Raw genomic sequence first — 23,805 nt, 5'->3', positions numbered from 1 at the left:
CTCTCGCATACGACGAGGCCCGCGCCCCTTCTCCGGGCGCGGGCCTCGTCGTTTCGCTCGGCCGGACGGCTCAGCCCTTGGACGACTTCTTCTCGTCGGCGTCCTGGATGACCGCCTCCGCGACCTGCTGCATCGACATCCGCCGGTCCATCGACGTCTTCTGGATCCACCGGAACGCGGCCGGCTCCGTCAGCCCGTACTCCGTCTGCAGGATCGACTTCGCCCGGTCCACCAGCTTGCGCGTCTCCAGCCGCAGCGTCAGATCCGCGACCTCGTTCTCCAACTCCCGCAGCTCCGTGAAGCGCGAGACGGCCATCTCGATCGCCGGGACGACGTCGCTCTTGCTGAACGGTTTCACGAGGTACGCCATCGCACCGGCGTCACGCGCCCGCTCGACGAGGTCGCGCTGCGAGAACGCGGTCAGCATCAGGACGGGCGCGATGCGCTCCTCGGCGATCTTCTCGGCCGCCGAGATGCCGTCCAGCTTGGGCATCTTCACATCGAGGATGACGAGGTCGGGCTTGTGCTCACGGGCGAGTTCGACGGCCTGCTCACCGTCACCGGCCTCGCCGACGACGCTGTAGCCCTCTTCCTCCAGCATCTCTTTGAGGTCGAGCCGGATCAGGGCCTCGTCCTCGGCGATGACGACACGGGTCGTCAGCGGAGGCACATGCGACTTGTCGTCATCGGGCGCGTCCACGGGCTGGGGCGACTCGGGGGCGGTCACGGGGGCTCCTCGTTCAGGGCACAGGGGTACTGCTGACAAGAGCCTACCTAGCTGCGGTAAGGTAGTGGCACAGCGGGTGACCGCTGACCTTCGTTTCGAAGGGGCCCCGGTAGCCCAGCGGTAGAGGCCATGGATTCAAAACCCATACAGCGTCGGTTCGAATCCGACTCGGGGCACTTTTCCTTGGTTCCCAAGGTCGCGAAAGAAAAGCGGATGTTCCCGTTCTCGTGAACATCCGCTTTTTGCTGCGTGTCGTCGCGATCACTGCTTGGGGCTGTCGTCCTCGCCGATGTGGTGGACGCGGACCAGGTTCGTCGAGCCCGAGACGCCGGGCGGCGAGCCGGCGGTGATCACGACCACGTCGCCCTTTTCGCAGCGGCCGTACTTCAGCAGCAGTTCGTCGACCTGGTCGACCATCGCGTCCGTCGAGTCGACGTGCGGGCCGAGGAACGTCTCCACGCCCCAGGTCAGGTTCAGCTGGGAGCGGGTCGCCGGCTCCGGGGTGAAGGCCAGGAGGGGAATCGGGGAGCGGTAGCGGGAGAGGCGGCGGACCGTGTCGCCGCTCTGGGTGAAGGCGACCAGGAACTTCGCGCCGAGGAAGTCGCCGATCTCCGCCGCCGCCCGGGCGACCGCGCCGGCCTGGGTTCGGGGCTTGTTGCTGTCGGTCAGGGGCGGGAGGCCCTTCGCGAGGATGTCCTCCTCGGCCGCCGCCACGATCTTCGCCATCGTGCGGACCGTCTGGATCGCGTACTTGCCGACGCTGGTCTCGCCGGAGAGCATCACCGCGTCGGTGCCGTCGATGACCGCGTTGGCGACGTCGGAGGCTTCGGCGCGGGTCGGCCGGGAGTTCTCGATCATGGAGTCGAGCATCTGGGTGGCGACGATGACGGGCTTGGCGTTGCGCTTCGCCAGTTTGATGGCTCGCTTCTGGACGATCGGGACCTGTTCCAGGGGCATCTCGACGCCGAGGTCGCCGCGGGCGACCATGATGCCGTCGAAGGCGGCGACGATGTCGTCGATGTTCTCGACGGCCTGGGGTTTTTCGACCTTGGCGATGACGGGGAGGCGGCGGCCTTCCTCGTCCATGATGCGGTGGACGTCGAGGATGTCGCGGCCGCTGCGGACGAAGGAGAGGGCGATGACGTCGAAGCCGGTGCGGAGCGCCCAGCGGAGGTCTTCTTCGTCCTTCTTGGACATGGCGGGGACGGAGACGGCCACGCCCGGCAGGTTCAGGCCTTTGTGGTCGGAGATCACGCCGCCTTCCAGCACGCGCGTGTGGACGTGCGGGCCGTCGACCTCGGTGACCTCCAGGCAGACCTTTCCGTCGTCGACGAGGACCCGCTCGCCCGGTGTCACGTCGTCGGCGAGGCCGGCGTAGGTGGTGCCGCAGCGCTTGCCGTCGCCTGCGACGCCCTCCTCGACGGTGATGGTGAAGGTGTCGCCGCGTTCGAGGAGTACGGGGCCTTCGGCGAAGTGGCCGAGGCGGATCTTCGGGCCTTGAAGGTCGGCGAGGAGGCCGACGCTGTGGCCGGTTTCGTCGGAGGCCTTGCGGACGCGGTGGTAGCGCTCCTCGTGTTCGGCGTGGCTGCCGTGGCTGAGGTTGAAGCGGGCGACGTCCATTCCGGCGTCGACCAGGGCTTTGATCTGGTCGTATGTGTCGGTGGCGGGGCCCAGGGTGCAGACGATTTTTGCTCGGCGCATGTTTCGAGCTTATTGCTTACCGATGGGTAGGTAATTCGTGGCACATGGCTGCTCAACAACCTTTGCGTGAAGGGTTGTTGACAACTTATAAAGTGTGCGGGCTACCGCTCGAATGAGCGTCGGCTTTTGCGTGCTGTTCTTACGGGCCGCTTTTTTACAGGGTCGGCGGATTCATGGTGAACCGGGCGTTCACCTCTGCGCGGACATGGATGCGCTGGGGTTCGAGGTCGAGGGGTTCGGGGGCGGCCGATTCGGCTTCGGCTGCGGCCATGGAGAAGCGGACGGCGCGGCGGCCGAAGGCCGAGCGGGGGCGTGGGCCCGCGCTGCCGGTGCCGGGGTCGGCGAGTTCGAGGAGTGCGGCGACGGTGGTGCCGAGGGCTTCGGCGTATTCGTTGGCGCGTTGCACGGCTTCGTGTACGGCTTGCTGGCGGGCTCGGCGGTGGACGGGTGAGGTGGGGCGGAGTTCCCAGCTGGGGCCGTCGAATCTGGTGAGGTCGAGGTCGGCGAGGCGGGTGATGAGTTCGCCGAGGGCGGTGAAGTCGTTGAGTTCGGCGGTGAGGTGGATGGTGCCGTGGTGGGTGCGGATGCGTTCGCCTCGTCCGCGCTGGGTGAGTTCGGGGGTGAGGGTGACGGTGCCGGTGGAGAGGTTCTCGATGGCGTCGCCGTAGGACTTGATGAGGTCGAGGACGGCGGTGTTGCGGCGGGTGAGGTCGTCGAGGGTGGTGCGGCGGTCGCGGCCGCGGGCGGTGACGGTGATGCCGATGCGGGCGATCTCGGGGTCGACTTCGAGTTCGGCCTCGCCGCGGACCGTGAGGACGGGGGCGTCGGGGGTGCCTTGCGGGGGTTCCTGCGGGGAGGTCATACGTCCCAGCTTGTCATGGGTTTCCTTGGCTCTTGGCGGGAGTTGACCGTTCTGGTCATCAGATCGAAACCTTCTGGACCTGTTGCCGTCGGTCATGTCCGGGTCAGAATCTACGCGCGTCGTTGCAGATTCCCCGAGGAGCATGAGACATGCCGTTGAATCGCCGGAAGTTCCTGAAGAAGTCCGCTGTGACCGGGGCGGGGGTGGCGATCGCGGGTGCTGCCGTGGCGCCGGCGCAGGCCGCCGAGGCGAAGCAGCCGGGCAAGCCGGTCAAGCAGCCGAAGCGGTATGCGCTGACGGTGCTGGGGACGACGGACCTGCATGGTCACGTGTTCAACTGGGATTACTTCAAGGACGCGGAGTACAAGGACGCGGCCGGCAATGCGCAGGGTCTGGCGCGGATCTCGACGCTGGTGAACCAAATCCGGGCGGAGAAGGGGCGCGAGAACACGCTGCTGCTGGATGCGGGCGACACGATCCAGGGCACTCCGCTGACGTATTACTACGCGAAGGTGGATCCGATCACCGCCAAGGGTGGTCCGGTGCATCCGATGGCGCAGGCGATGAATGCGATCGGGTATGACGCGGCGGCGCTGGGCAACCACGAGTTCAACTACGGCATCGAGACGCTGCGCAAGTTCGAGTCGCAGTTGCGTTTTCCGTTGCTGGGTGCAAATGCAGTGGACGCGAAGACACTGAAGCCGGCGTTTCCGCCTTATGTGATCAAGACGTTCTGTGTGAAGGGTGCGCCGCCGGTGAAGGTGGCGGTGCTGGGGCTGACGAACCCGGGTATCGCGATCTGGGACAAGGCGTATGTGCAGGGCAAGCTGGCGTTCCCGGGGCTGGAGGAGCAGGCGGCGAAGTGGGTGCCGAAGCTGAAGTCGCTGGGTGCGGATGTGGTGATCGTGTCGGCGCATTCGGGTTCGTCGGGTACGTCGTCGTACGGTGATCAGTTGCCGTACATCGAGAATTCGGCGGCGTTGGTGGCGCAGCAGGTGCCGGACATCGACGCGATTCTGGTGGGGCACGCGCATGTGGAGATCCCGGAGCTGAAGGTCACGAACGCGAAGTCGGGGAAGACGGTGGTGCTGTCGGAGCCGCTGGCGTACGCGGAGCGGTTGTCGGTCTTCGACATCGCGCTGGTGTTCGAGAAGGGGCGGTGGGCCGTCGAGTCCGTCGCGTCGAAGGTGCTGAACTCCAACACCGTCGCCGACGACCCGAAGATCACCAGGCTGCTGAGCGATGAGCACGCGAAGGTCGTGGCGTACGTCAACCAGGTGGTCGGTACGGCGACGGAGACGTTGACGACGGTGGAGGCGCGGTACAAGGACGCGCCGATCATCGATCTGATCACCAAGGTGCAGGAGGACGTCGTCAAGGCGGCTCTGGCCGGTACGTCGTATGCGTCGCTGCCGGTGCTCGCGCAGGCGTCGCCGTTCTCGCGGACGTCGGAGATTCCGGCGGGCGAGGTGACGATCCGGGATCTGTCGAGCCTGTATGTGTACGACAACACGCTGGTGGCGAAGTTGCTGACGGGTGCGCAGGTGCGGGCGTATCTGGAGTACTCGGCGCAGTATTTCGTGCAGACGGCGGCGGACGCGGTGGTCGATCCGGAGAAGCTGACGAATGCGGCGGGGCGTCCGGACTACAACTACGACTATGTGTCGGGGCTGGCGTACGAGATCGACATCGCGCAGCCGGCGGGTTCGCGGATCAGGAATCTGACGTACAACGGCGCTGCTCTGGACGACGCTCAGCAGTTCGTGTTCGCGGTGAACAACTATCGGGCGAACGGCGGTGGCGCGTTCCCGCATGTGGCGTCGGCGCAGGAGCTGTGGGCGGAGTCGACGGAGATCCGTACGCGGATTTCGGAATGGGTGACCGCGAAGGGTGTGCTGGACCCGAAGGACTTCGCGTCGGTGGACTGGAAGCTGACGCGTGCGGGCACGCCGGTGTTCTAGCGGTTGGTGTGACGTCGTTCGGTGTGACGTCGTTCGGTGTGACGTCGTTGGTGTGCGGCGCCGGCTTTCGAGCCGGCGCCGTCGGCGTGTTCAGCGTCGGTCGACGAGGGGGGTGAGGGTGGGTGGGGCCTGGCGGGCGTGCGGGATTCGGGGTTGTGGTTCGAGTCCGAAGGTCGTGAAGGCGGTTCGGGTGGGGAGGGGGTAGGTCTCTTTGCCGGTGAGGGTGTTGAGGATGGTGGCGCTGCGCCAGGCGGCGAGGCCGAGGTCGGGGGCGCCTACGCCGTGGGTGTGGCGTTCGGCATTCTGGACGTAGACGTTGCAGCCGGTGGCGGTGACGGAGGGGTCGAGGACGAGGCGGAAGTGCTGGTCGACGCGGGGGCGTTCGCTGTTGTCGCGGCGGAGGTAGGGGTCGAGGCCGACGAGGAGGCGGTCGAGGGGGCGTTCGCGGTGGCCGGTGGCGAGGACGACGGCGTCGGTGGTGAGGCGGGTGCGGGTGTTCTGCTGGATGTGTTCGAGGTGGAGTTCGATTTTGGTGGTGGCGATGCGGCCTGCGGTGCGGACGCGGACGCCGGGGGTGAGGACGGTGTCGGGCCAGCCGCCGTTCAGGGTGCGGCGGTAGAGCTCGTCGTGGATGGCGGCGAGGGTGTCGGCGTCGATGCCCTTGTGGAGTTGCCATTGGGTGGTGACGAGGCGGTCGCGGACGCCTTCGGGGAGGGCGTGGAAGTAGCGGGTGTAGTCGGGGGTGAAGTGTTCGAGGCCGAGTTTGGAGTACTCCATGGGGGTGAACGCGTCGGTGCGGCCGATCCAGTGGAGTTGTTCGCGGCCGGTGGGGCGGTTGCGGAGGAGGTCGAGGAAGACTTCGGCGCCGGACTGTCCTGAGCCGACGACGGTGATGTGGCCGGCGGTGAGGAGGGTGTCGCGGTGGGCCAGGTAGTCGGCGGCGTGGATGACGGGGACGCCGGGGGCCTCGACGAGGGGGCGCAGGGGGTCGGGGATGTAGGGCTCGGTGCCGATGCCCAGGACGATGTTCGTGGTGTAGGTGCGGCCGAGGGCTTCGGCTTCGCCGTCGGGGTCGAGGTGGGTGAAGTCGACTTCGAAGACGTCGCGTTCGGGGTTCCAGCGGACGGCGTCGACCTGGTGGCGGAAGTGGAGTCCGGGGAGGTTGTCGGCGGCCCAGCGGCAGTAGGCGTCGTATTCGGCGCGTGGGATGTGGAAGCGCTCGGCGAAGTAGAAGGGGTAGAGGCGTTGGTGGGTTTTGAGGTAGTTGAGGAAGGTCCAGGGGCTGGTGGGGTCGGCGAGGGTGACGAGGTCGGCGAGGAAGGGGACCTGGATGCGGGCGCCGTCGATGAGGAGGCCGGGGTGCCAGTCGAAGCGGGGGCGTTGTTCGTAGAAGACGGCGTCGAGTTCGGCGAGGGGGTGGGCGAGGGCGGCGAGGGAGAGGTTGCAGGGGCCGATGCCGATGCCGACGAGGTCGCGGGGGGTGTCGGGGTGTGGGGGCGTGTTCATGCGGGGGTGTGTCCTTCCACCAGGCGTAGGAGGGCGGTGAGGTCTTCGGTCCGGATGTGGGGGTTGAGGAGGGTGGTCTTGAGCCAGAGTCGGCCGTCGAGACGGGCGCGGCCGAGGACGGCGTGGCCGTCGGTGAGGAGGCTGCGGCGGATGTCGGCCACGGTGTGGTCGGTGGCGTGTGCGGGGCGGAAGAGGACGGTGGTGATGGTGGGTGGGGAGTGGAGTTCGAGGTGGGGGTGTGCGGTGACGAGGGCGGCGAACTCCTCGGCTTTTTCGCAGACTTGGTCGATGAGGGCGGCGAGTCCGGTGCGGCCGAGGGTTTTGAGGGTGACGGCGATTTTGACGGCGTCGGGGCGGCGGGTGGTGCGCAGGGAGCGGCCGAGGAGGTCGGGGAGGCCTGCGTCGGTGTCGTCGTCGGCGTTGAGGTAGTCGGCGTGGTGGTGGAGGGGGTGCAGGTCGTGGGGGTCGCGGAGGGCGAGGAGTCCGGCGGCGATGGGTTGCCAGCCGAGTTTGTGCAGGTCGAGGGTGAGGGTGTGGGCGGTGTCGAGGCCGGTGAGTTTGGTGCGGTGGCGGGGGCTGAAGAGGAGTGCGCCTCCGTAGGCGGCGTCGATGTGGAGGCGGGCGCCGCGGTCGCGGCACAGGGTGGCGATCTCGGGGAGGGGGTCGATGAGTCCGGCGTCGGTGGTGCCGGCGGTGGCGGCGACGAGCACGGGGCCGTCGGGGAGGGCGGCGGCGAGGGCGGCGGGGTCGAGGGTGCCGGTGGGGGTGGGGACGACGACGGGTTCGGGGAGGCCGAGGAGCCAGGCGGCGCGGGGCAGTGAGTGGTGCGCGTTGGCGCCGCAGACGAGCCGTAGTTCGCGTCCATGCGCTTCGCGAGCGAGGAGAAGAGCAAGCTGGTTGGCTTCGGTGCCACCGGTGGTGATGACGGCTTCGCCGCGATACCCGGAGCCGGACCGGCTGGGCACGCGGCCGCCGGAGGAGGAGCCGCCCGGCGTGCGACTGCCGTGAACGGAGCCACCCGGCATGCCACCGCCGGAGGCGAAGCCGCCCGGCGTGCGACTGCCGTGAACGGAGCCACCCGGCATGCCACCGCCGGAGGCGGAACCGTCCGGCATGCCACCGCCGGAGGAGGAGCCGCCCGGTGTGCCGCTGGCGGGAACGGAGCCACCCGGCATGCCACCGCCGGAGGCGGAGCCGTCCGGTGTGCCAATGTCGGGCGGGTGGCTGGGCCGCAGGCTGGCGGGGGTGCTGGCGGGGGTGTCGGCGTCGGGTGCGCGGCCGTAGATCTCGGTGGCGAGCGTCCGGGTGAGGAGTGCTTCGAGTTCGGAGGCGGCCGGGGCCTGGTCCCAGGAGTCGAGCGAGGGGTTGAGGGCGGAGACCGCAAGGTCAGCTGCAGCCGCGACAGCGAGGGGCGGGCAGTGGAGGTGGGCGGCGCAGTGGGGGTGGGCGGGGTCGGCGGAGCCTGCGGCGAGGGCCCGGACGAGGGTGGCCAGGGCGTCCGGGTCGCCGTGTTCGGGGAGCAGGTCGCCGGCGGCGTGGCGCAGGCGGGCGGCGACGGCTGGGGGGCCGCCGGCCGGCAGCGGGCCGCCCCGCGCCCGCGCACCGGTGTCGAGTGCGTCGAGGACGTCCGCGAGCAACGGCCGTAGCGCGTCGGCGCCTTGGGGTCCGGAAGCGAGCGGCTGGGTGCTCATGATGTCCTCCGGAGGGCCGCGTATGACTGGGGTTTCCAGCTTGTACACGGCCGCGAGGACACGCCCGGAGAGAACGGCGATCGGTACCCGAAAGGGGGTAGGAGATCGTCGGGAGCGGCGGATCAGTCCGCGAACTCTTCGTCCTGGTCGTCTTCGTCGTCCTGCGGTTCCCCGTCGGCCGTCTGCGTGTGCAGGGTGATCCGACCGACGAGTTGCCGCACCTCGGCGATCATCCGGTCCAGTTCCTCCTGCGATCCGAAAGGGTGGACGGTGGTGGCTCTGGCCTCGGGGCCGTCCGCGATTTTCAGCAGGCGCTCCACGGCGAACCGGGCTTCGGTCACGGCCTGCCGCAGGGCACGTCGTTCGACAGCGAGTTGCTCGGAGACGGTCTGCTGGGAGCCGGCGGCGTCCTGGTCCTTCTGCTGCCGCTCCTGTTCGGCCTGCTGTGCCTTGTCGGGGTTGGAGAGAGCGACGACGGTCCACTGGTCGAGAGGTTGGACCGCTCGGCCGCCGGCGTCCCGTGCCACCTTGTCCGCTGCCGCAAGGTCGACGGCCGGGATGGTGTACATGTCGGCCGGGTTGCGCGCCAGGAGCTGAGCGTCGGTGAAGGAGTTCAGGCACTCCCGCCTGGCTTCGAAGGCGCCGGCCGCGAGGGCCAGACTCCACAGTCCCTTCTCCGATTCGGCGAGGCCGGCCACGATCTGGTCGGTGTTGGCGCGGAACGGAACGGTCCTGCCCACGGCGGAGCCGACGTTGCGGGTGATGAGCTTGTCCGCGATGAGCGCGATTCCGCCCGCGACCGCGAGGGTCTGGCGGGCGTCGTTGTTCCCCTTCAGCGCCGGCTCGACGAGATCGGTGAAGTCCGTGACCGGGGTGGGCTGCCAGCCGCCCAGAACCCCCTTGGTGAGGACGCCGCCGTTGGCCCAGGCGTTGCGTGCCTGCTGGAGCGAGCCCACTTTGTGGCCGCGCCAGGGCAGATCGATGACGGGACCGAGGAGTTCGGCGTACCCCGAGGTCTTCATCTGGCTGGTGCCCTTGATGTCCTTGGCGAACCTCTTCACCTGCTCGAAGACCTCGGGCCGGGTGAGGAAGTGGGTCAGGTAGACGGCGCGCCAGAGGGGGGTTCCCGGGATGTCGCTCCTGCCGAAGACGGCGGACAGGTCCTCCGGCTTGCGGCGCCCCAGGGCGAGGCCGATGATCCCGTCGAGGAGGCTGTTCTGCGGGAGTCCTGGGAGCCGTACCCGGCTGATGGCACGGCTGCCGACCTCCACGTTCTGTGCGGCGGCCTCCCAGTGCCGGAATTCGACGTGGATCGAGGCGAGGATGGAGCGGACGGCGTCGTCGAAGACCTCCTCGGCAGAGAGTCCCGCAGAGCCGTGCCGGTGAATCCCGACGGTGACCTGGGCGGGCACGACGAGCGTCTGGCCGAGCCGTACGGATCGGTCCGCGGGCTGGGGCTGATTGACACCTCGCTGGAACTCCGCCAGGAGCCCGTTGAGCGCTTCTTGCCGGCCCAGTGCCATGCGCTGGCTGAGGGACCTCTCGGCGGAGCCTCGGCGCTGTGTCTTCTCGGCGGTCAGGATGCGTAGCGCCGTGGCGGCGATGTCGTCGGCGTAGGGTGCCGCGCCGTCGGTGAGCAGGGCCCAGGCGCTGGTCAGCCGGGTGATGCCGTCGCGTACGGCGAGGACGTCCATGTGTTCGTCGCCGTCGGCGAATTCGAGTCGGCAGGGGTGCGCGATGACGGCCCGGGTGATGCGCCGGGCGAGGATCGAGCGGTCGTAGGGGTTGGGGTTGGCGTGCCTGGTCTGTTCTATGGTCTGGGCGAGGTGGTCGCGGAGATGCTTACGGTCGCGGTAGCGGTAGACGACGCGGGCGTAGGGGCGTCCCTCTTCGTCGATGTCGCCGTGGACCTCTGGGTCGTCGACGGGCAGGGCACCCTGGCTGGTGCGTGGCTGGTGCCCGGGGAACAGTTCGGTCAGCCAGACCCGGGTGTGCAGGGAGCGCAGGGTGGCGCCTTCGACGTGCTCCTCGATCAGGGCCGAAGCTTGTCCCTTGGCGGAGCGCAGCTGGGCGGCTGCGGCCTCGGGCGAGATGATGGCGCGGGCGACGGCGTGCCATGCGTCCTCGTCGAGGGCGGCGCCTTCGGCGAGCAGGCCGGCCTTGACGAGCTGGGCGCGATCGCCAGGGGTGGAGGGAACGGGCAGGGTGCGTTCGAAGCCCGAGACGGTGAATTCCTCACCTTCGAAGGTGAACGAGATCGTCTCGGGGCCCCCTTCGACGTCTTCGATACTGTGATCGAAGTCGACCTGGTCCTGTGATTCGGTGGATGCGCTCACGCTCTTCCTTTCTTTGGGCTACCGATGTCCCATAAATCGCTCGCCTGTTCACTGGCCCGAGGCCACCCAGGCCGGTAGACTTGGCTGTGCAGTCAGGGCCGCGCAGGAGCGCGCGCCAGGTCTGCTTCCACGAACCCCGGCCATCGGCCGGGGTTCGTCATGTAGTGGGTGGCGGTCAGCACCGCTCGGGCGCGGGCGCCTTGGGCAGGTGCCGGCCGTACCAGCCCCACATGAACTGCCTGTTCTCCCGCCGGGCGATCGTCTGGCACCCGCAGTACGCCACGAGGTCGGCCATCTGCAGCCACGGGGAGGCGTGGGCCGGGACCGCCACGGCCGGGGCCGGGATGCGGCTCGGGCGCAGGTTCAGGTGCACCTCGTCGTAGAGGTGCTCGCTGCCGTCTCCGTCGACGATCAGTTCGGCGGTCTCGCCCCTCTCGGCCAGCCGCTGGTCGAGCGCGCGCAGAAGCCGGTCGTAGGCACGTCGCTTGGCCCGCCCCCAGTGGGCTGTGTCCTGGGTGTAGACGGTGACGATGTCGAGGCCAGGCTGCGCCGCGATCACCTCGAGGGCTTCCTGGGCCATGCGGTAGCGCTCTATCTTGAGCGGGTTGCGGCCACCGGGACGCCCGCGGCCGGCGAGAAAGCCGTTCGCGTGGAGCTCGTACTCGGGAGGGATTCCGTGGTCACGCGACCAGCGGTCGCGCAGTTCCTGCCAGGCACGCAGAACACGTGCGGCTTCGGCCTTCGGGACGCCCACAGCGGTGTAGAGCGCGAGGCCGGTGCTGGGAATGCCGGAGTCGTCGATGTGGTACACACGATCGACCGGCTGAGGTGCGCTGATGGCTGTTCCTGGCCTTCCGCTCGAATCCGCAGGGTCATCAGAACGACAGGTGGCTGCACCGCGTCGAAATGATTACTCCAGCCGGCCTTCGGGCCGGTCAGGCAAACGGATTCGGGCGATACGCGCTGCGTCGTCCATCGCTTCGCTCCTCGTCCTCTCCCTCGGTAGCCCGCTGAGATTCAAGTGATCTCTGGGGTCCACCAGTTCGAGTGCGAGTGGCATCTGGCCTGGTGCCGTCTGCTTGGTCGCGGAGCAATGAAGGGCTCGTACTCCTTTTAGGCTAGACCCACATCTTTCACACCGTCAACTTCGCTATAGAGCTCCGAAGTGGCGCTCCCCACCGCGTCCGAGCGGAGGGAGCGCCTCCGGGTTCAATCGCCCCTCACCCGCAACACCCGTGCCAGGTCGTCCAGTTGGTCGATGAGTTTGCGGCGGAGGGCCGGGGTGGGGTCGGCGTCGGTGAGGCATTCGTGGCCGAGGCGGAGGGTGTCGGGGTCGGCGGCGTGGGCGGGGAAGGCCCAGCGGCCCACGGCGTCGGCGATGGCGGGGCCGCGGCGGGCGGCGACGGCGACGGCGTCCTTGTAGAAGCGGGGGACGTATGCGCGTACGAGGTCGGCCTGTTCGGGTTGCCAGAAGCCTTGGGCGGTGGCGGTGAAGAGGTAGTTGGAGAGGTCGTCGTGGTCGAACATGGCGACCCAGGCGGTGTGTTTGGCGTCCGGGTCGGGGAGGGCGGCGCGGCAGCGGGCGGCGCCTTCGCGGCCGGTGGCGGAGGGGTCGCGGGCGAGTTCGGCGGCGATGGCGGTTTCATCGGTGGCGCCGAGGACCGCGAGTCGGGCGAGGACGCGCCAGCGCAGGTCGGGGTCGAGTTCGGGTCCGCCGGGGACGGTGCCGTCGGCGAGCCAGGCGGTGATGGTCTCGGGGTGGGCGGCGACGTCGATGAAGTGGCGTACGGCGATCAGGCGCAGGCCGGGGTGGTCGCCGTCCTCGGTGCGGCGGATGAGGTCGCGGCACAGGGCGGTGAGGGTGGCGAGGGCGGCGGGGCGCCGGTCGGGGGTGAGGTAGCGGTCGGCGACCTGGCCGGAGGCGAAGGCGAGGACGCCTTGGACGAGGGCGAGGTCGGTTTCCTGCGGGAGGTGGGCGCGGGCGGCTTCGAGGTAGGCGGTGGGGGCGAGTTCGCCGTCGCGGACGGCGTCGCGCAGGGCGTTCCAGACGACGGCGCGGGTGAGCGGGTCGGGCAGGCCGGAGAGGTTGGTGCGGACGGTCTCGAAGGATTCGGGGTCGAAGCGGATCTTGGTGTAGGTGAGGTCCTGGTCGTTGAGGAGGAGCAGGGCGGGGCGTTTGCCGATGGGCTGGGGTGCGCTGTGCGGGATGTCGATGTCGAGGCGTCGGCGCAGGGTGAGGTGGCGGCCTTGGTCGGCGAGGTCGAGGTCGTAGAGGCCGACGGCGATGCGGTGGGGGCGGCTGCCGTGGTGTGCGACGGTGAGGGTGCGGTCGCCGTTGGAGCCGTTGACGGTGGGGGTGAGGGTGTCGACGCCGGTGGTGCGCAGCCAGGCGTCGGCCCAGGCGTGGACGTCGCGGTCGGTGTGGGCGGCGAGGGAGTCGATGAAGTCGGTGAGGGTGGCGTTGGCGAACTTGTGCCGGGCGAAGTGGGTGTTGATGCCGGCGAGGAAGTCGTCCTGGCCGAGCCAGGTCACCAACTGCCGTAGCGCGGAGGCGCCTTTGGCGTAGGAGATGCCGTCGAAGTTGAGGAGGGCGGCGGCGGTGTCGTCGACGTTCTCGGGGGCGACGGGGTGGGTGGAGGGGCGTTGGTCGGCGTCGTAGCCCCAGGCTTTGCGGACGACTCCGAAGTCGGTCCAGGTGTCGGTGAAGCGGGTGGCCTCGGTGAGGGTCTGGTAGCCCATGTACTCGGCGAAGGACTCGTTGAGCCAGATGTCGTCCCACCACTGGAGGGTGACGAGGTCGCCGAACCACATGTGGGCCATTTCGTGCGCGATGACCATGGCGCGGGTCTGGCGTTCGGCGTCGGTGACGGCGGAGCGGTAGACGAACTCGTCGCGGAAGGTGACGAGGCCGGGGTTCTCCATGGCGCCGGCGTTGAATTCGGGGACGAAGGCCTGGTCGTAGGAGTCGAAGGGGTAGGGCTCGTCGAACTTCTCGTGGTAGCGGTCGTAGCACTGCCGGGTGATCTCGAGGAGTTCGTCGGCGTCGGCGTCGAGGTGGGGGGCGAGGGAGCGGCGGCAGTGGATGCCGAAGGGGAGTCCGCGGTGTTCGGTGCGCACGGAGTGCCAGGGGCCGGCGGCGACGGCGACGAGGTAGGTGGAGATGAGGGGGGTGGGGGCGGCCTGCCAGCGGCCGTCGCCGAGGTGTTCGGTGATGCCGTTGGCGAGGACGGTCCAGTTTTCGGGGGCCTTGACGGTGACCTCGAAGACGGCTTTGAGGTCGGGCTGGTCGAAGGCGGCGAAGACGCGCTGGACGTCGTCCATGAAGAGCTGGGTGTAGAGGTAGGTCTCGTCGTCGGTGGGGTCGGTGAAGCGGTGCATGCCCTCGCCGGTGCGGGAGTAGTGCATGCTGGCCCGGACGCGCAGTTCGTGGTCGCCGGCGGTGAGGTTGTTCAGGGGGAGCCGGTTGCCGTCCAGCGTCCGCGGGTCGAGGGGCTCGCCGTCGAGGGTGACGGAGTGCAGGTGGGCGGGCCTGACCTCGACGAAGGTGTCTCCGCCCGTGCGCGCGGCGAACCGGATGACGGTGTGGGACTCGAAGGTCTCGCCGCTGGTCGTCACATCGAGCTCGATGGTGTAGCGGTGGACGTCGAGGAGCGTGGCACGGCTCTGCGCTTCGTCGCGCGTCAGTACGGACATGCACGACATGCTGCCTGATACCGCAGCTCGGGCACAGGGGCGGATCGGTACGCGTGCAATGTCCGTTCCCGCGCCGGAGCGCCGCTGCGGGTCGGCCGGTGGGGCGGGGGTGGAGCGGGGGTGGGCTCGCAGGTCAGCTGGGGGCGGAGCCGTTGACGGTGTCCTCGGCGATGCGCTCGTGGTGGCGGATGACCTCGGCGATGATGAAGTTGAGGAACTTCTCGGCGAAGGCGGGGTCGAGCTTGGCGTTCTCGGCGAGGGTGCGCAGCCGGGCGATCTGAGAGGCCTCACGGGCCTGGTCGGCGGGCGGCAGGTGATGGCGGGCCTTGAGGTGGCCGACCTGCTGGGTGGCCTTGAAGCGTTCGGCGAGCATGTGGACGACGGCGGCGTCGATGTTGTCGATGCTGTCGCGCAGCCGGGCGAGCTCCTCGCGGACGGCGGGGTCGACGTCTGCGGGTCCGGGGGTGTTGCTGGTGGTCATGGGCGTCCAGCCTAGTGCGCCGGGTCCTCGTACAGTGGAACCGGGTGTACTGGGTGCACGGCGTCTTGGGGGTGCGGACGTGGCGAACGGCGGTCCGGTCGAGCACGGGTACCCGCATCTGGAGACGGTGCGGGCCGCTGTCACGGCGTTGTACAAGCGGTTGTCGTACGACACGATCCACCAGTTCGCGGCCAGTGTGGCTCCGGCGGACGTGGCGTTCTGCGATGCGGACGATCTGCATCTGGGGGCGCAGCGGGTGGCGCGTGAGCTGGTGCGTCACTATCGGTTGCCGGATGCGCGGATGATCGTCGCGTTCCGGGAGATGGAGCATGCGGCGAACGTGGAGCTGACCGCGGGGCCGGAGTACTTCGTGGAGCTGAACGATCGTTTCCGTAACCATCGGCAGGACATCGGTGCGGCGCTGGCGCACGAGATCATGCATGTGTATCTGCATCGGGTGGGGCTGTCGTTCCGGGGCACGCGGGACAACGAGATCCTGACGGACACGGCGACGGCGTATCTGGGGGCGGGCTGGCTGCTGCTGGACGCGTATCGGGAGGACGCGGCGTCGTCGCAGAAGCTGGGGTATCTGACGCCGGAGGAGTTCGGGTATGTGCTGGCGAAGCGGGCGCTGGTCTTCGGGGAGGATCCGTCGGTGTGGTTCACCAGTGCGCAGGCGTACACGGCGTATGCGAAGGGGTCTGCGCGGGCGCGGGAGGACGGGGAGCAGCCTCCGCTGACGGGGGCGGGGTGGGCGGGGCGGCGGCGGTATGCGCGGGATCGGCACCGCGCGCAGGATCACCGTCCGGTGGCGGCCGCCGGGGAGTCGCCGTACGCGTTCGCGCCCGGCCCGGAGGGCCCGTTGCGGGTGACGTTTCCCTGTCCCACGTGCCATCAGCGGATCAGGGTGCCGGTCAGGGGGCGGGTGCGGGCGCGGTGCGGGTTGTGCCGGACGGTGCTGGAGTGCGACACGTGAGCGCTGCGTTGCGGGCGGGTGCGGGTGCGTCGTGGCTGGGCGCGCAGTTCCCCGCGCCCCTTCGGGGCGCTGCCGGCTACGTTCCGTACACCGCCCCGGGGGGCTCCGCCTCGGCCAGGAGTTTCTGTACGGCCTCCCCCGCCTCCGCGGGGCTCCAGCGGGCTCCCTTGTCGGCGGTGGGGCCGGGTCGCCAGCCCTCCATGACGGTGATCCGCCCGGCCTCCGCCTCGAAGACGCGGCCGGTGACGCCCTCGCTCGCCGCGGAGCCGAGCCAGACGACGAGGGGGGAGACGTTCTCGGGGGCCATGGCGTCGAAGCCGGTCTCGGGGGCTGTCATGGTCGCGGCGAAGGTCTGTTCGGTCATGCGGGTGCGGGCGGCCGGGGCGATGGCGTTGGCCTGGACTCCGTAGCGGGCGAGTTCCGCGGCCGCGACGAGGGTCAGGGCGACGATGCCGGCCTTGGCGGCGCTGTAGTTTCCCTGGCCGACCGAGCCGAGGAGTCCCGCGCCGCTGCTGGTGTTGACGATGCGGGCCACGGGGGTGCGGCCGGCCTTGGCTTCGGCGCGCCAGTGGGCGGCGGCGTGTCTGAGGGTGAGGAAGTGGCCCTTGAGGTGGACGCGCAGGACGGCGTCCCAGTCGTCCTCGGCGAGGTTGACGAGCATGCGGTCGCGCAGGAAGCCGGCGTTGTTGACGAGGGTGTCGAGCCGCCCGTAGGTGTCCAGGGCGGTCGTGACGAGGGAGGCGGCGCCCTCGGGGGTGGCGATGTCGCCGCCGTGGGCGACCGCCTCGCCGCCGGCCGCGCGGATCTCCGCGACGACCTGCGCGGCGGGGCTGTCGGGGCCGGGCGCGCCGTCGAGGCCGACGCCGAGGTCGTTGACGACGAGCCGCGCGCCCTGGGCCGCGAACGCGAGGGCGTGCGCGCGTCCGAGGCCGCGGCCCGCGCCGGTGACGACGACGACCCGGCCTGCACAGATTCCGCTCACTTCACTCCTCCTTGTTGGCGGCGTCCTTCTTGTTGGCGGTCGCGGCGTCGAGGAACGCGGGGCGTTCCCCTCCGCCGTGCACGAGCAGGCTCGCCCCGCTGATGTACGCGGACGCGTCGGAGGCGAGGAAGACGGCTGCCGCGCCGACGTCGGCGGGCTGGGCGAGGCGGCCGAGCGGGACGGTCCGCGAGACGGCCTCGACGCCCTCGGCGCCGCCGTAGTGGAGATGGGCCAGCTCGGTGTGGACCATGCCCACGACGAGTGTGTTGACCCGTACCTCGGGCGCCCATTCGACGGCCATGGAGCGGGCGAGGTTCTCCAGGCCGGCCTTGGCGGCTCCGTAGGCCGCCGATCCGGGCGAGGGGCGGCTGCCACTGACGCTGCCGATCATCACGACGGAACCCGCGGCCCGTCTGAGGTGTTCGTGGGCGGCCAGGGAGACGGTCAGCGGGGCCAGCAGGTTGAGCTCGATCACGCGCGCGTGGCGTGCGGCGTCGGCCTGGACGAGCGGCCGGTAGGGCGCGCCGCCGGCGTTGTTGACCAGGACGTCGAGCCGGGGCAGCCCGGCGAAGAAGTCGCGTACGGCGTCGGCGTCGCGTACGTCGAGGCCGATGAACTCGGTTCTGGGCAGGGGGACTTCGGGTGGGCGGCGGGCGACGACCACGACCTCGGCGCCGGCGCGCGCGAAGGAGCGCGCGATGCCGGCGCCCACTCCGCGGGTGCCGCCGGTGACGACGGCGACCTTCCCGTCCAGCTCCATTCGCTGCTACCTTTCACCTAACAAACGTTTGGTGGAAAGGTAGCTGATGCTTCCATGACTGTCTCCACCTCGTCCCCCGAAAAGGGGATTTCGGTACTGACCGTTGACTTCCCGCCCGTCAACGCGCTGCCGGTGAGCGGCTGGTTCGCGCTGGCCGACGCCGTGCGCGCGGCCGGCCGCGATCCGGGGACCCGGTGCGTGGTGCTGGCCGCCGAGGGGCGGGGGTTCAACGCGGGCGTGGACATCAAGGAGATACAGGCGCGGGGCGCGGGCGCGCTCATCGGCGCGAACCGCGGCTGCTTCGAGGCGTTCGCGGCGGTGTACGAGTGCGAGGTCCCGGTGGTGGCGGCGGTGCGGGGGTTCTGTCTGGGCGGCGGCATCGGCCTGGTGGGCAACGCGGACGTGATCGTGGCGAGCGAGGACGCCGTGTTCGGGCTGCCCGAGCTGGACCGCGGCGCGCTCGGCGCGGCCACCCACCTGTCCCGGCTGGTCCCCCAGCATCTGCTGCGCGCCCTGTACTACACCTCGCGCACGATCACCGCGGCCGAACTGCATGCGCACGGCTCGGTGTGGCGGGTGGTGCCCCCGGCCGAACTGCACGCTGCCGCACTGGAGTTGGCCGGCGAGATCGCCGCGAAGGACGGCGAGCTGCTGCGGCTGGCCAAGGCGGCCCTCAACGGCATCGACCCGGTCGACGTGCGCCGCAGCTACCGCTTCGAGCAGGGCTTCACCTATGAGGCGAGCGTCGGCGGGGTCGCCGACCGGGTCCGGGACACCTTCGGCAAGGACAGGGAGGGGCGTGGGCGTGAGTGACAAGACCATGACCGCCGAGGAGGTCGTCTCCCGGCTGGAGAGCGGCATGACCCTCGGCATCGGCGGCTGGGGCTCACGCCGCAAGCCGATGGCGCTGGTGCGGGCGCTGCTCCGCTCGGAGGTCACCGACCTGACGGTGGTGTCGTACGGCGGCCCGGACGTGGGGATGCTGGCGGCGGCCGGGCGGATCCGCAAGCTGGTCGCCGCGTTCGTCACGCTCGACTCGATCCCCCTCGAACCGCACTACCGCGCGGCCCGTGAGCGCGGTGCGTTCGAGCTGATGGAGATCGACGAGGCGATGTTCATGTGGGGGCTGCGGGCGGCCGCGAACCGGCTGCCCTTCCTGCCGGTGCGGGCGGGCCTCGGCTCGGACGTGATGCGGGTCAACCCCGGTCTGCGGACGGTGACTTCGCCGTACGACGACGAAGAGACGTTCGTCGCGATGCCCGCGCTGCGCCTCGACGCGGCGCTGGTGCACGTCAACCGGGCCGACCGGCTGGGCAACGGGCAGTACCTGGGCCCGGACCCGTACTTCGACGACCTGTTCTGCGAGGCGGCGGACACGGCGTACGTGTCGTGCGAACGGGTCGTCGACACGGCCGAGTTGACGAAGGAGGCGGCCCCGCAGTCGCTGCTGCTGAAGCGAAATGTGGTGACGGGTGTCGTCGAGGCCCCGAACGGGGCGCACTTCACGTCCTGCGCCCCCGACTACGGCCGGGACGAGGCGTTCCAGAAGCGGTACGCGACCACGCCCTGGCCGCAGTTCGCGGCCCGGTATCTCGCGGGCGACGAACAGGCGTACCGGTCGGCGGTCGGGGAGGAATCATGACGCAGCCCACAGATCGGGCCGTGACGCGCGCGGAGTACTGCGTGATCGCCTGTGCCGAGGCCTGGCGCGGCGCGGGCGAGATCGTGGCCAGCCCGATGGGCCTGATCCCGTCCGTGGGGGCACGCCTCGCGCGGCTCACCTTCGCGCCGGACCTCCTGCTCACCGACGGCGAGGCGCTGATCGTCCGTCCGGACGGCACCGCCGAGGGCTGGCTGCCCTACCGGCAGCACCTGACGCTGGTCACGAGCGGGCGGCGGCACGTGATGATGGGCGCGAGCCAGATCGACCGGTACGGCAACCAGAACATCTCCTGCATCGGCGACTGGGCGCGGCCGACGCGGCAGCTGCTCGGGGTGCGCGGAGCGCCGGTCAACACCCTGAACAACCCGACGAGTTACTGGATACCGCGGCACTCCCGGCGGGTGTTCGTCGAGAAGGTCGACATGGTGTGCGGGGTGGGCTACGACCATGCGGCCGGCGCCCGCTTCCACCGCATCCCGCGGGTCGTGTCCGACCTGGGCGTCTTCGACTTCGCCACGCCCGACCGCTCGATGCGACTTGCCTCGCTGCATCCGGGCGTCACTCCGGCCGAGGTCCGGGAGGCGACCGGCTTCGAGCTGACCGTCCCGGACGATGTGCCGACGACCCGTGAGCCCACCGCCGAGGAGCTGCGGCTGATCCGTGAGGTCCTCGACCCCGCCGGGGCCCGCTCCCGGGAGGTCCCCGCCTGATGGACACGCCACTGACCAGACTCGTGGGGGTCCGCCATCCGATCGTGCAGACCGGGATGGGCTGGGTGGCGGGCCCGCGCCTGGTGTCGGCGACGGCGAACGCGGGCGCGCTGGGCATCCTGGCCTCCGCGACGATGACCCTCGACCAGCTGCGGTCGGCGGTGCGCGAGGTGAAGTCCCGCACAGGCGCGCCGTTCGGGGTCAATCTGCGGGCCGACGCGGCGGACGCCGGCGACCGGGTGCGGATCATCGTCGACGAGGGGGTGCGGGTCGCGTCCTTCGCCCTCGCGCCCTCCCCCGAGCTGATCGCCGAGCTCAAGGAGGCGGGGGTCGTCGTCATCCCCTCCATCGGGGCCCGCCGGCATGCCGAGAAGGTCGCCGCGTGGGGCGCGGACGCGGTGATCGTGCAGGGCGGCGAGGGCGGCGGCCACACCGGGGAGGTGGCGAGCACGGTGCTGCTGCCGCAGGTGGTGGACGCCGTGGACATCCCGGTCGTCGCGGCGGGCGGCTTCTTCGACGGACGGGGGCTGGTGGCGGCGCTGGCGTACGGGGCGGCGGGCGTCGCGATGGGCACGCGGTTCCTGCTGACGTCCGACTCGACGGTGCCGGACGCGGTGAAGGCCCGCTATCTGGCGGCGACGGTCCGGGACGTCACGGTCACCCGGGCGGTGGACGGCCTGCCGCACCGCATGCTGCGCACGGAGCTCGTCACCGACCTGGAGGCCGCCGGCCGCACCAGAACCCTGCTACGGGCCCTGCGCCACGCGGCCGGCTTCCGCAAGCTGTCCGGCCTCACCTGGCCGCAACTGGTCCGCGAGGGCCTGGCGCTGCGCCACGGCAAGGAGCTGTCCTGGAGCCAGGTGCTGCTCGCCGCCAACACCCCGATGCTGCTGAGATCGGCGATGGTGGACGGCCGCACGGACCTCGGGGTCATGGCCTCCGGGCAGGTCGCCGGGGTGCTCGACGACCTGCCGTCCTGTGCGGAACTGGTGGACCGGATCATGAAGGAGGCGGACCAGGTCACAGCCCGGCTCACCGCCTCCCGCTGACCGCCCCGCCCCCCGCCACAGCCACCGTCACACCCTCCGTCACAGCTGCCGTCACACCCTCCGTCACAGCCGCTCGATGATCGTCACGTTCGCCTGACCGCCGCCCTCGCACATCGTCTGGAGGCCGAACCGGCCTCCTGTCCGCTCCAGTTCGTGCAGCAGGGTCGTCATCAGCTTCACGCCCGTCGCGCCCAGCGGGTGTCCGAGGGCGATCGCGCCGCCGTTGACGTTGACCTTGTCCGGGTCGGCCCCCGTCTCCTTCAGCCAGGCCAGGACGACGGGCGCGAAGGCCTCGTTGATCTCGACGAGGTCGATGTCGTCCATGGACAGCCCGGTCTTCTTCAGGGCGTGCGCGGTGGCCGGGATCGGGGCCGTCAGCATGCGGATGGGGTCCTCGCCGCGTACGGAGAGGTGGTGCACGCGCGCGCGTGGCGTCAGCCCGTGCTCGCGCACCGCCCGCTCGGAGGCGAGCAGCATCGCGGCCGACCCGTCGGAGACCTGCGAGGAGCAGGCGGCGGTGACGGTCCCGCCGTCGATGACGGGCTTCAGCGCGGCCATCTTCTCCAGGGTGGTGTCCCGGCGCGGCCCCTCGTCGGCGGTCACCGGCCCGTGGGCGACGGTCTCGCGGGCGAACCGGCCCTCGTCGATCGCGCGCACCGCCCGCTGATGCGAGCGCAGGGCGAACTCCTCCTGGTCCTGCCTGCTGATGCCCCACTTGGCGGCGATCATCTCGGCCCCCGCGAACTGGTTGACGGGCCGGTTCCCGTACCGGGCGCGCCAGCCCTCGCTGCCGGCGAAGGGCCCTTGGGTGAAGCCGAGCGGCTCGGCGGCCTGCCGGGTGGCGTAGGCGATGGGGATCTGCGACATGTTCTGCACGCCGCCCGCGACCACCAGGTCCTGCGTCCCGGACAGCACGCCCTGGGCGGCGAAGTGCACGGCCTGCTGCGAGGAGCCGCACTGCCGGTCCACGGTCACGCCCGGCACCTCCTCGGGCAGCGCGGCGGCCAGCCAGCAGGTGCGGGCGATGTCCCCGGCCTGCGGCCCGACCGCGTCCAGGCAGCCGAAGACGACGTCCTCGACGGCCGCCGGGTCGATGCCCGAGCGGGCGACCAGCTCCTTGAGGACATGCGCCCCGAGGTCGGCCGGGTGCACCCCGGACAGACCTCCCCCGCGCCGCCCCACGGGCGTGCGGACCGCTTCGACGATGTAGGCCTCGGCCATGGCGACTCCCCAACGAGTACCGGTGAACAGTGGGTTATGTGCGTACGGCGATCCCGTCCAGCACCATCGACAGGTACTGCCGGGCGATCTCCTCCGGGCTGTGCTGTCCGCCGGGCCGGTACCAGGAGGCGGCGACCCACACCGTGTCGCGGACGAAACGGTAGGTGAGGCGGACGTCGAGGTCGGCCCGGAAGACCCGCTCCTCGACCCCGCGCTCCAGCGTGGACAGCCACGCCTTCTCGAACCTTCGCTGCGAGTCGGCGAGGAACGCGAACCGTTCCTGCGCGACCAGCTGCTTGCTCTCCTTCTGGTAGATCGCGACGGCGGCGCGGTGCCGGTCGATCTCCCGGAACGACTCGGTGACCAGCGCCTCCAGCGTCTCGCGGGGGCCGCTCCCGGCGTCCAGGACGGTGTCATAGCCGTCCCAGAGTTCGTCGAGGAAGGTGCGCAGGATCTCCTCCAGCATCGATTCCTTGGAGTCGAAGTGGTAGTAGAGGCTGCCCGCGAGCATGCCCGCGTGGTCGGCGATCTTGCGCACGGTGGTGGCGTTGTAGCCCTGCTCGGCGAAAACCTCGGCGGCGGTGTTCAACAGCTCGCCGCGGCGGGCCGGGGCGGCGGTCACCTGGGGCTTCTTCTTGGTCGGCACGCGTCCATTGTCGTCGGTCGCCCTACGGGTGCTGGCTGCTGACGGAGACGACCTCGCCGGTCAGGTACGAGGAGTAGTCCGACGCCAGGAACACGATCACATTGGCCACCTCCCACGGCTCGGCGTATCTGCCGAAGGCCTCGCGCTCGGTCAGCTCCGCCAGCAGTTCGGGGGTGGTGACCTTGACCAGGTGAGGGTGCATGGCGAGGCTCGGCGAGACGGCGTTGACCCGTACCCCGTACGCGGCCGCCTCCATGGCCGCGCACCGGGTCAGCGCCATCACGCCCGCCTTCGCGGCGGCGTAGTGCGCCTGACCGGCCTGGGCGCGCCAGCCGACGACGGAGGCGTTGTTGACGACGACGCCTCCCGCGCCGGCCTCCCGCATCAGGCGCAGGGCGGCTCTGGTGCAGCGGAAGGTGCCGTTCAGCGTGACGTCCAGGACCCGCGACCACTGCTCGTCTGTCATGTCCACGAGCGGTGAGGTCCCGCCGAGTCCCGCGTTGTTGACGACGATGTCCAGCCGCCCGTGCGCGGCGACGGCCGTGTCGAACAGCGCCCGCACCTGGCTCTCGTCGGTGACGTCACAGGGCAGCGCCGCCACGGCCGCCGCGCCGAACTCCTCGGCCAGTTCGGCCTCGTGGGCCTTGAGCCGCCGGGTGTGGGCGTCGCTGATCAGCACGCGCGCGCCCTCCTCCAGGAAGCGGCGCGCGGTCGCCCCGCCGATGCCCGCGCCGGCCGCCGCGGTGACGACGGCGGTGCGGCCCTTCAGCAGCCCGTGTCCGGGCACGTAGGCCGGACTCTGCGCACTGCCCGGACTCTCGACGCCTGTCATGGCTCCAC

Annotated in this window: 20 protein-coding genes and 1 tRNA gene; 7 read left to right on the top strand and 14 right to left on the bottom strand. The window is 70.3% G+C overall.

Translation table 11 applies throughout. The annotated features are described in order from the left end of the window. Window positions 1–70: 70 nt before the first annotated feature. Window positions 71–727 carry an ANTAR domain-containing response regulator gene (locus ACWCPF_RS30415; RefSeq protein ID WP_351910914.1) on the bottom strand — a complete coding sequence of 219 codons (657 nt, stop codon included), beginning with the start codon at window positions 725–727 and terminating at the stop codon, window positions 71–73. 103 nt (window positions 728–830) lie between these two features. Between ACWCPF_RS30415 and ACWCPF_RS30410 the strand changes: the two genes are divergently transcribed. After that, window positions 831–903, top strand: a tRNA-Leu gene (locus ACWCPF_RS30410). 85 nt (window positions 904–988) lie between these two features. On the opposite strand, the gene pyk is transcribed toward ACWCPF_RS30410, so the two are convergent. After that, window positions 989–2,428, bottom strand: coding sequence for a pyruvate kinase (gene pyk / locus ACWCPF_RS30405; protein WP_451048302.1), 1,440 nt, complete (start codon window positions 2,426–2,428; stop codon window positions 989–991). A 154-nt stretch (window positions 2,429–2,582) separates the two neighbouring features. Further along, window positions 2,583–3,290 carry an SIMPL domain-containing protein gene (locus tag ACWCPF_RS30400; RefSeq protein ID WP_451048301.1) on the bottom strand — a complete coding sequence of 236 codons (708 nt, stop codon included), beginning with the start codon at window positions 3,288–3,290 and terminating at the stop codon, window positions 2,583–2,585. 149 nt (window positions 3,291–3,439) lie between these two features. Between ACWCPF_RS30400 and ACWCPF_RS30395 the strand changes: the two genes are divergently transcribed. Continuing rightward, entirely contained in the window at window positions 3,440–5,251 is a 1,812-nt protein-coding gene (locus ACWCPF_RS30395; protein WP_451048300.1) for a bifunctional metallophosphatase/5'-nucleotidase, read from the top strand. A 90-nt stretch (window positions 5,252–5,341) separates the two neighbouring features. Here ACWCPF_RS30395 and ACWCPF_RS30390 read toward each other — a convergent pair whose 3' ends face one another. From ACWCPF_RS30390 to ACWCPF_RS30365, 6 genes are all read right to left on the bottom strand, one after another. Beyond that, window positions 5,342–6,757, bottom strand: coding sequence for a lysine N(6)-hydroxylase/L-ornithine N(5)-oxygenase family protein (locus ACWCPF_RS30390; RefSeq protein WP_451048299.1), 1,416 nt, complete (start codon window positions 6,755–6,757; stop codon window positions 5,342–5,344). Next, window positions 6,754–8,448, bottom strand: coding sequence for an aminotransferase class V-fold PLP-dependent enzyme (locus ACWCPF_RS30385; protein ID WP_451048298.1), 1,695 nt, complete (start codon window positions 8,446–8,448; stop codon window positions 6,754–6,756). The genes ACWCPF_RS30390 and ACWCPF_RS30385 overlap by 4 nt, the downstream gene beginning before the upstream one ends. A 122-nt stretch (window positions 8,449–8,570) precedes the next feature. Beyond that, the gene (locus tag ACWCPF_RS30380) at window positions 8,571–10,784 is read right to left on the bottom strand and encodes a hypothetical protein (protein ID WP_451048297.1); all 2,214 of its coding nucleotides are present in this window, start codon (window positions 10,782–10,784) and stop codon (window positions 8,571–8,573) included. 175 nt (window positions 10,785–10,959) lie between these two features. Then, window positions 10,960–11,595, bottom strand: a complete 636-nt coding sequence (locus tag ACWCPF_RS30375) for a DUF3800 domain-containing protein (protein WP_451048296.1) — start codon at window positions 11,593–11,595, stop codon at window positions 10,960–10,962. Window positions 11,596–11,993: 398 nt separating this feature from the next. Continuing rightward, the gene (gene pepN, locus ACWCPF_RS30370) at window positions 11,994–14,477 is read right to left on the bottom strand and encodes an aminopeptidase N (protein ID WP_451048295.1); all 2,484 of its coding nucleotides are present in this window, start codon (window positions 14,475–14,477) and stop codon (window positions 11,994–11,996) included. Window positions 14,478–14,610: 133 nt separating this feature from the next. Continuing rightward, the gene (locus tag ACWCPF_RS30365) at window positions 14,611–14,958 is read right to left on the bottom strand and encodes a chorismate mutase (protein ID WP_451048294.1); all 348 of its coding nucleotides are present in this window, start codon (window positions 14,956–14,958) and stop codon (window positions 14,611–14,613) included. A 79-nt stretch (window positions 14,959–15,037) separates the two neighbouring features. Here ACWCPF_RS30365 and ACWCPF_RS30360 point away from each other — a divergent pair, with 79 nt between their 5' ends. Continuing rightward, complete coding sequence (locus tag ACWCPF_RS30360) at window positions 15,038–15,934, top strand: hypothetical protein (RefSeq protein WP_451048293.1); 897 nt, start codon at window positions 15,038–15,040, stop codon at window positions 15,932–15,934. A 76-nt stretch (window positions 15,935–16,010) separates the two neighbouring features. On the opposite strand, the gene ACWCPF_RS30355 is transcribed toward ACWCPF_RS30360, so the two are convergent. After that, complete coding sequence (locus tag ACWCPF_RS30355; protein WP_451048292.1) at window positions 16,011–16,916, bottom strand: SDR family oxidoreductase; 906 nt, start codon at window positions 16,914–16,916, stop codon at window positions 16,011–16,013. A gap of 1 nt (window position 16,917) precedes the next feature. Then, window positions 16,918–17,676: an SDR family oxidoreductase gene (locus tag ACWCPF_RS30350; RefSeq protein ID WP_451048291.1), complete on the bottom strand. Its 759-nt coding sequence runs from the start codon at window positions 17,674–17,676 to the stop codon at window positions 16,918–16,920. A gap of 54 nt (window positions 17,677–17,730) precedes the next feature. Here ACWCPF_RS30350 and ACWCPF_RS30345 point away from each other — a divergent pair, with 54 nt between their 5' ends. Genes ACWCPF_RS30345 through ACWCPF_RS30330 form a run of 4 tightly spaced genes read left to right on the top strand, consistent with a single transcriptional unit; the run spans window position 17,731 to window position 21,098 of the window. Next, window positions 17,731–18,489: an enoyl-CoA hydratase family protein gene (locus ACWCPF_RS30345; protein ID WP_451048290.1), complete on the top strand. Its 759-nt coding sequence runs from the start codon at window positions 17,731–17,733 to the stop codon at window positions 18,487–18,489. Then, complete coding sequence (locus ACWCPF_RS30340; protein WP_451048289.1) at window positions 18,482–19,318, top strand: CoA transferase subunit A; 837 nt, start codon at window positions 18,482–18,484, stop codon at window positions 19,316–19,318. The genes ACWCPF_RS30345 and ACWCPF_RS30340 overlap by 8 nt, the downstream gene beginning before the upstream one ends. Continuing rightward, window positions 19,315–20,049, top strand: coding sequence for a CoA-transferase subunit beta (locus ACWCPF_RS30335; RefSeq protein ID WP_451048288.1), 735 nt, complete (start codon window positions 19,315–19,317; stop codon window positions 20,047–20,049). The genes ACWCPF_RS30340 and ACWCPF_RS30335 overlap by 4 nt, the downstream gene beginning before the upstream one ends. Further along, window positions 20,049–21,098, top strand: a complete 1,050-nt coding sequence (locus tag ACWCPF_RS30330) for an NAD(P)H-dependent flavin oxidoreductase (protein WP_451048287.1) — start codon at window positions 20,049–20,051, stop codon at window positions 21,096–21,098. The genes ACWCPF_RS30335 and ACWCPF_RS30330 overlap by 1 nt, the downstream gene beginning before the upstream one ends. Window positions 21,099–21,161: 63 nt before the next feature. Here ACWCPF_RS30330 and ACWCPF_RS30325 read toward each other — a convergent pair whose 3' ends face one another. The 3 genes from ACWCPF_RS30325 to ACWCPF_RS30315 are packed head-to-tail and all read right to left on the bottom strand — an operon-like array spanning window position 21,162 to window position 23,797. After that, window positions 21,162–22,319: an acetyl-CoA C-acetyltransferase gene (locus ACWCPF_RS30325; RefSeq protein WP_451048286.1), complete on the bottom strand. Its 1,158-nt coding sequence runs from the start codon at window positions 22,317–22,319 to the stop codon at window positions 21,162–21,164. Window positions 22,320–22,353: 34 nt separating this feature from the next. Next, window positions 22,354–22,965 carry a TetR/AcrR family transcriptional regulator gene (locus ACWCPF_RS30320; RefSeq protein WP_451048285.1) on the bottom strand — a complete coding sequence of 204 codons (612 nt, stop codon included), beginning with the start codon at window positions 22,963–22,965 and terminating at the stop codon, window positions 22,354–22,356. A 22-nt stretch (window positions 22,966–22,987) separates the two neighbouring features. After that, window positions 22,988–23,797, bottom strand: a complete 810-nt coding sequence (locus tag ACWCPF_RS30315) for an SDR family oxidoreductase (RefSeq protein WP_451048284.1) — start codon at window positions 23,795–23,797, stop codon at window positions 22,988–22,990. Window positions 23,798–23,805 lie beyond the last annotated feature (8 nt).

The organism is Streptomyces sp. NPDC001858 (genome assembly GCF_053594615.1).
This window is presented reverse-complemented; position numbering and strand designations above follow the sequence as displayed.

Coding starts and splice junctions, on each gene's coding strand:
- pyk (WP_451048302.1), bottom strand. CDS start 2,428: ATGCGCCGAGCAAAAATCGTCTGCACCCTGGGCCCCGCCACCGACACA.
- ACWCPF_RS30400 (WP_451048301.1), bottom strand. CDS start 3,290: ATGACCTCCCCGCAGGAACCCCCGCAAGGCACCCCCGACGCCCCCGTC.
- ACWCPF_RS30395 (WP_451048300.1), top strand. CDS start 3,440: ATGCCGTTGAATCGCCGGAAGTTCCTGAAGAAGTCCGCTGTGACCGGG.
- ACWCPF_RS30390 (WP_451048299.1), bottom strand. CDS start 6,757: ATGAACACGCCCCCACACCCCGACACCCCCCGCGACCTCGTCGGCATC.
- ACWCPF_RS30385 (WP_451048298.1), bottom strand. CDS start 8,448: ATGAGCACCCAGCCGCTCGCTTCCGGACCCCAAGGCGCCGACGCGCTA.
- pepN (WP_451048295.1), bottom strand. CDS start 14,477: ATGTCCGTACTGACGCGCGACGAAGCGCAGAGCCGTGCCACGCTCCTC.
- ACWCPF_RS30365 (WP_451048294.1), bottom strand. CDS start 14,958: ATGACCACCAGCAACACCCCCGGACCCGCAGACGTCGACCCCGCCGTC.
- ACWCPF_RS30350 (WP_451048291.1), bottom strand. CDS start 17,676: ATGGAGCTGGACGGGAAGGTCGCCGTCGTCACCGGCGGCACCCGCGGA.
- ACWCPF_RS30345 (WP_451048290.1), top strand. CDS start 17,731: ATGACTGTCTCCACCTCGTCCCCCGAAAAGGGGATTTCGGTACTGACC.
- ACWCPF_RS30335 (WP_451048288.1), top strand. CDS start 19,315: ATGACGCAGCCCACAGATCGGGCCGTGACGCGCGCGGAGTACTGCGTG.
- ACWCPF_RS30330 (WP_451048287.1), top strand. CDS start 20,049: ATGGACACGCCACTGACCAGACTCGTGGGGGTCCGCCATCCGATCGTG.
- ACWCPF_RS30325 (WP_451048286.1), bottom strand. CDS start 22,319: ATGGCCGAGGCCTACATCGTCGAAGCGGTCCGCACGCCCGTGGGGCGG.
- ACWCPF_RS30315 (WP_451048284.1), bottom strand. CDS start 23,797: ATGACAGGCGTCGAGAGTCCGGGCAGTGCGCAGAGTCCGGCCTACGTG.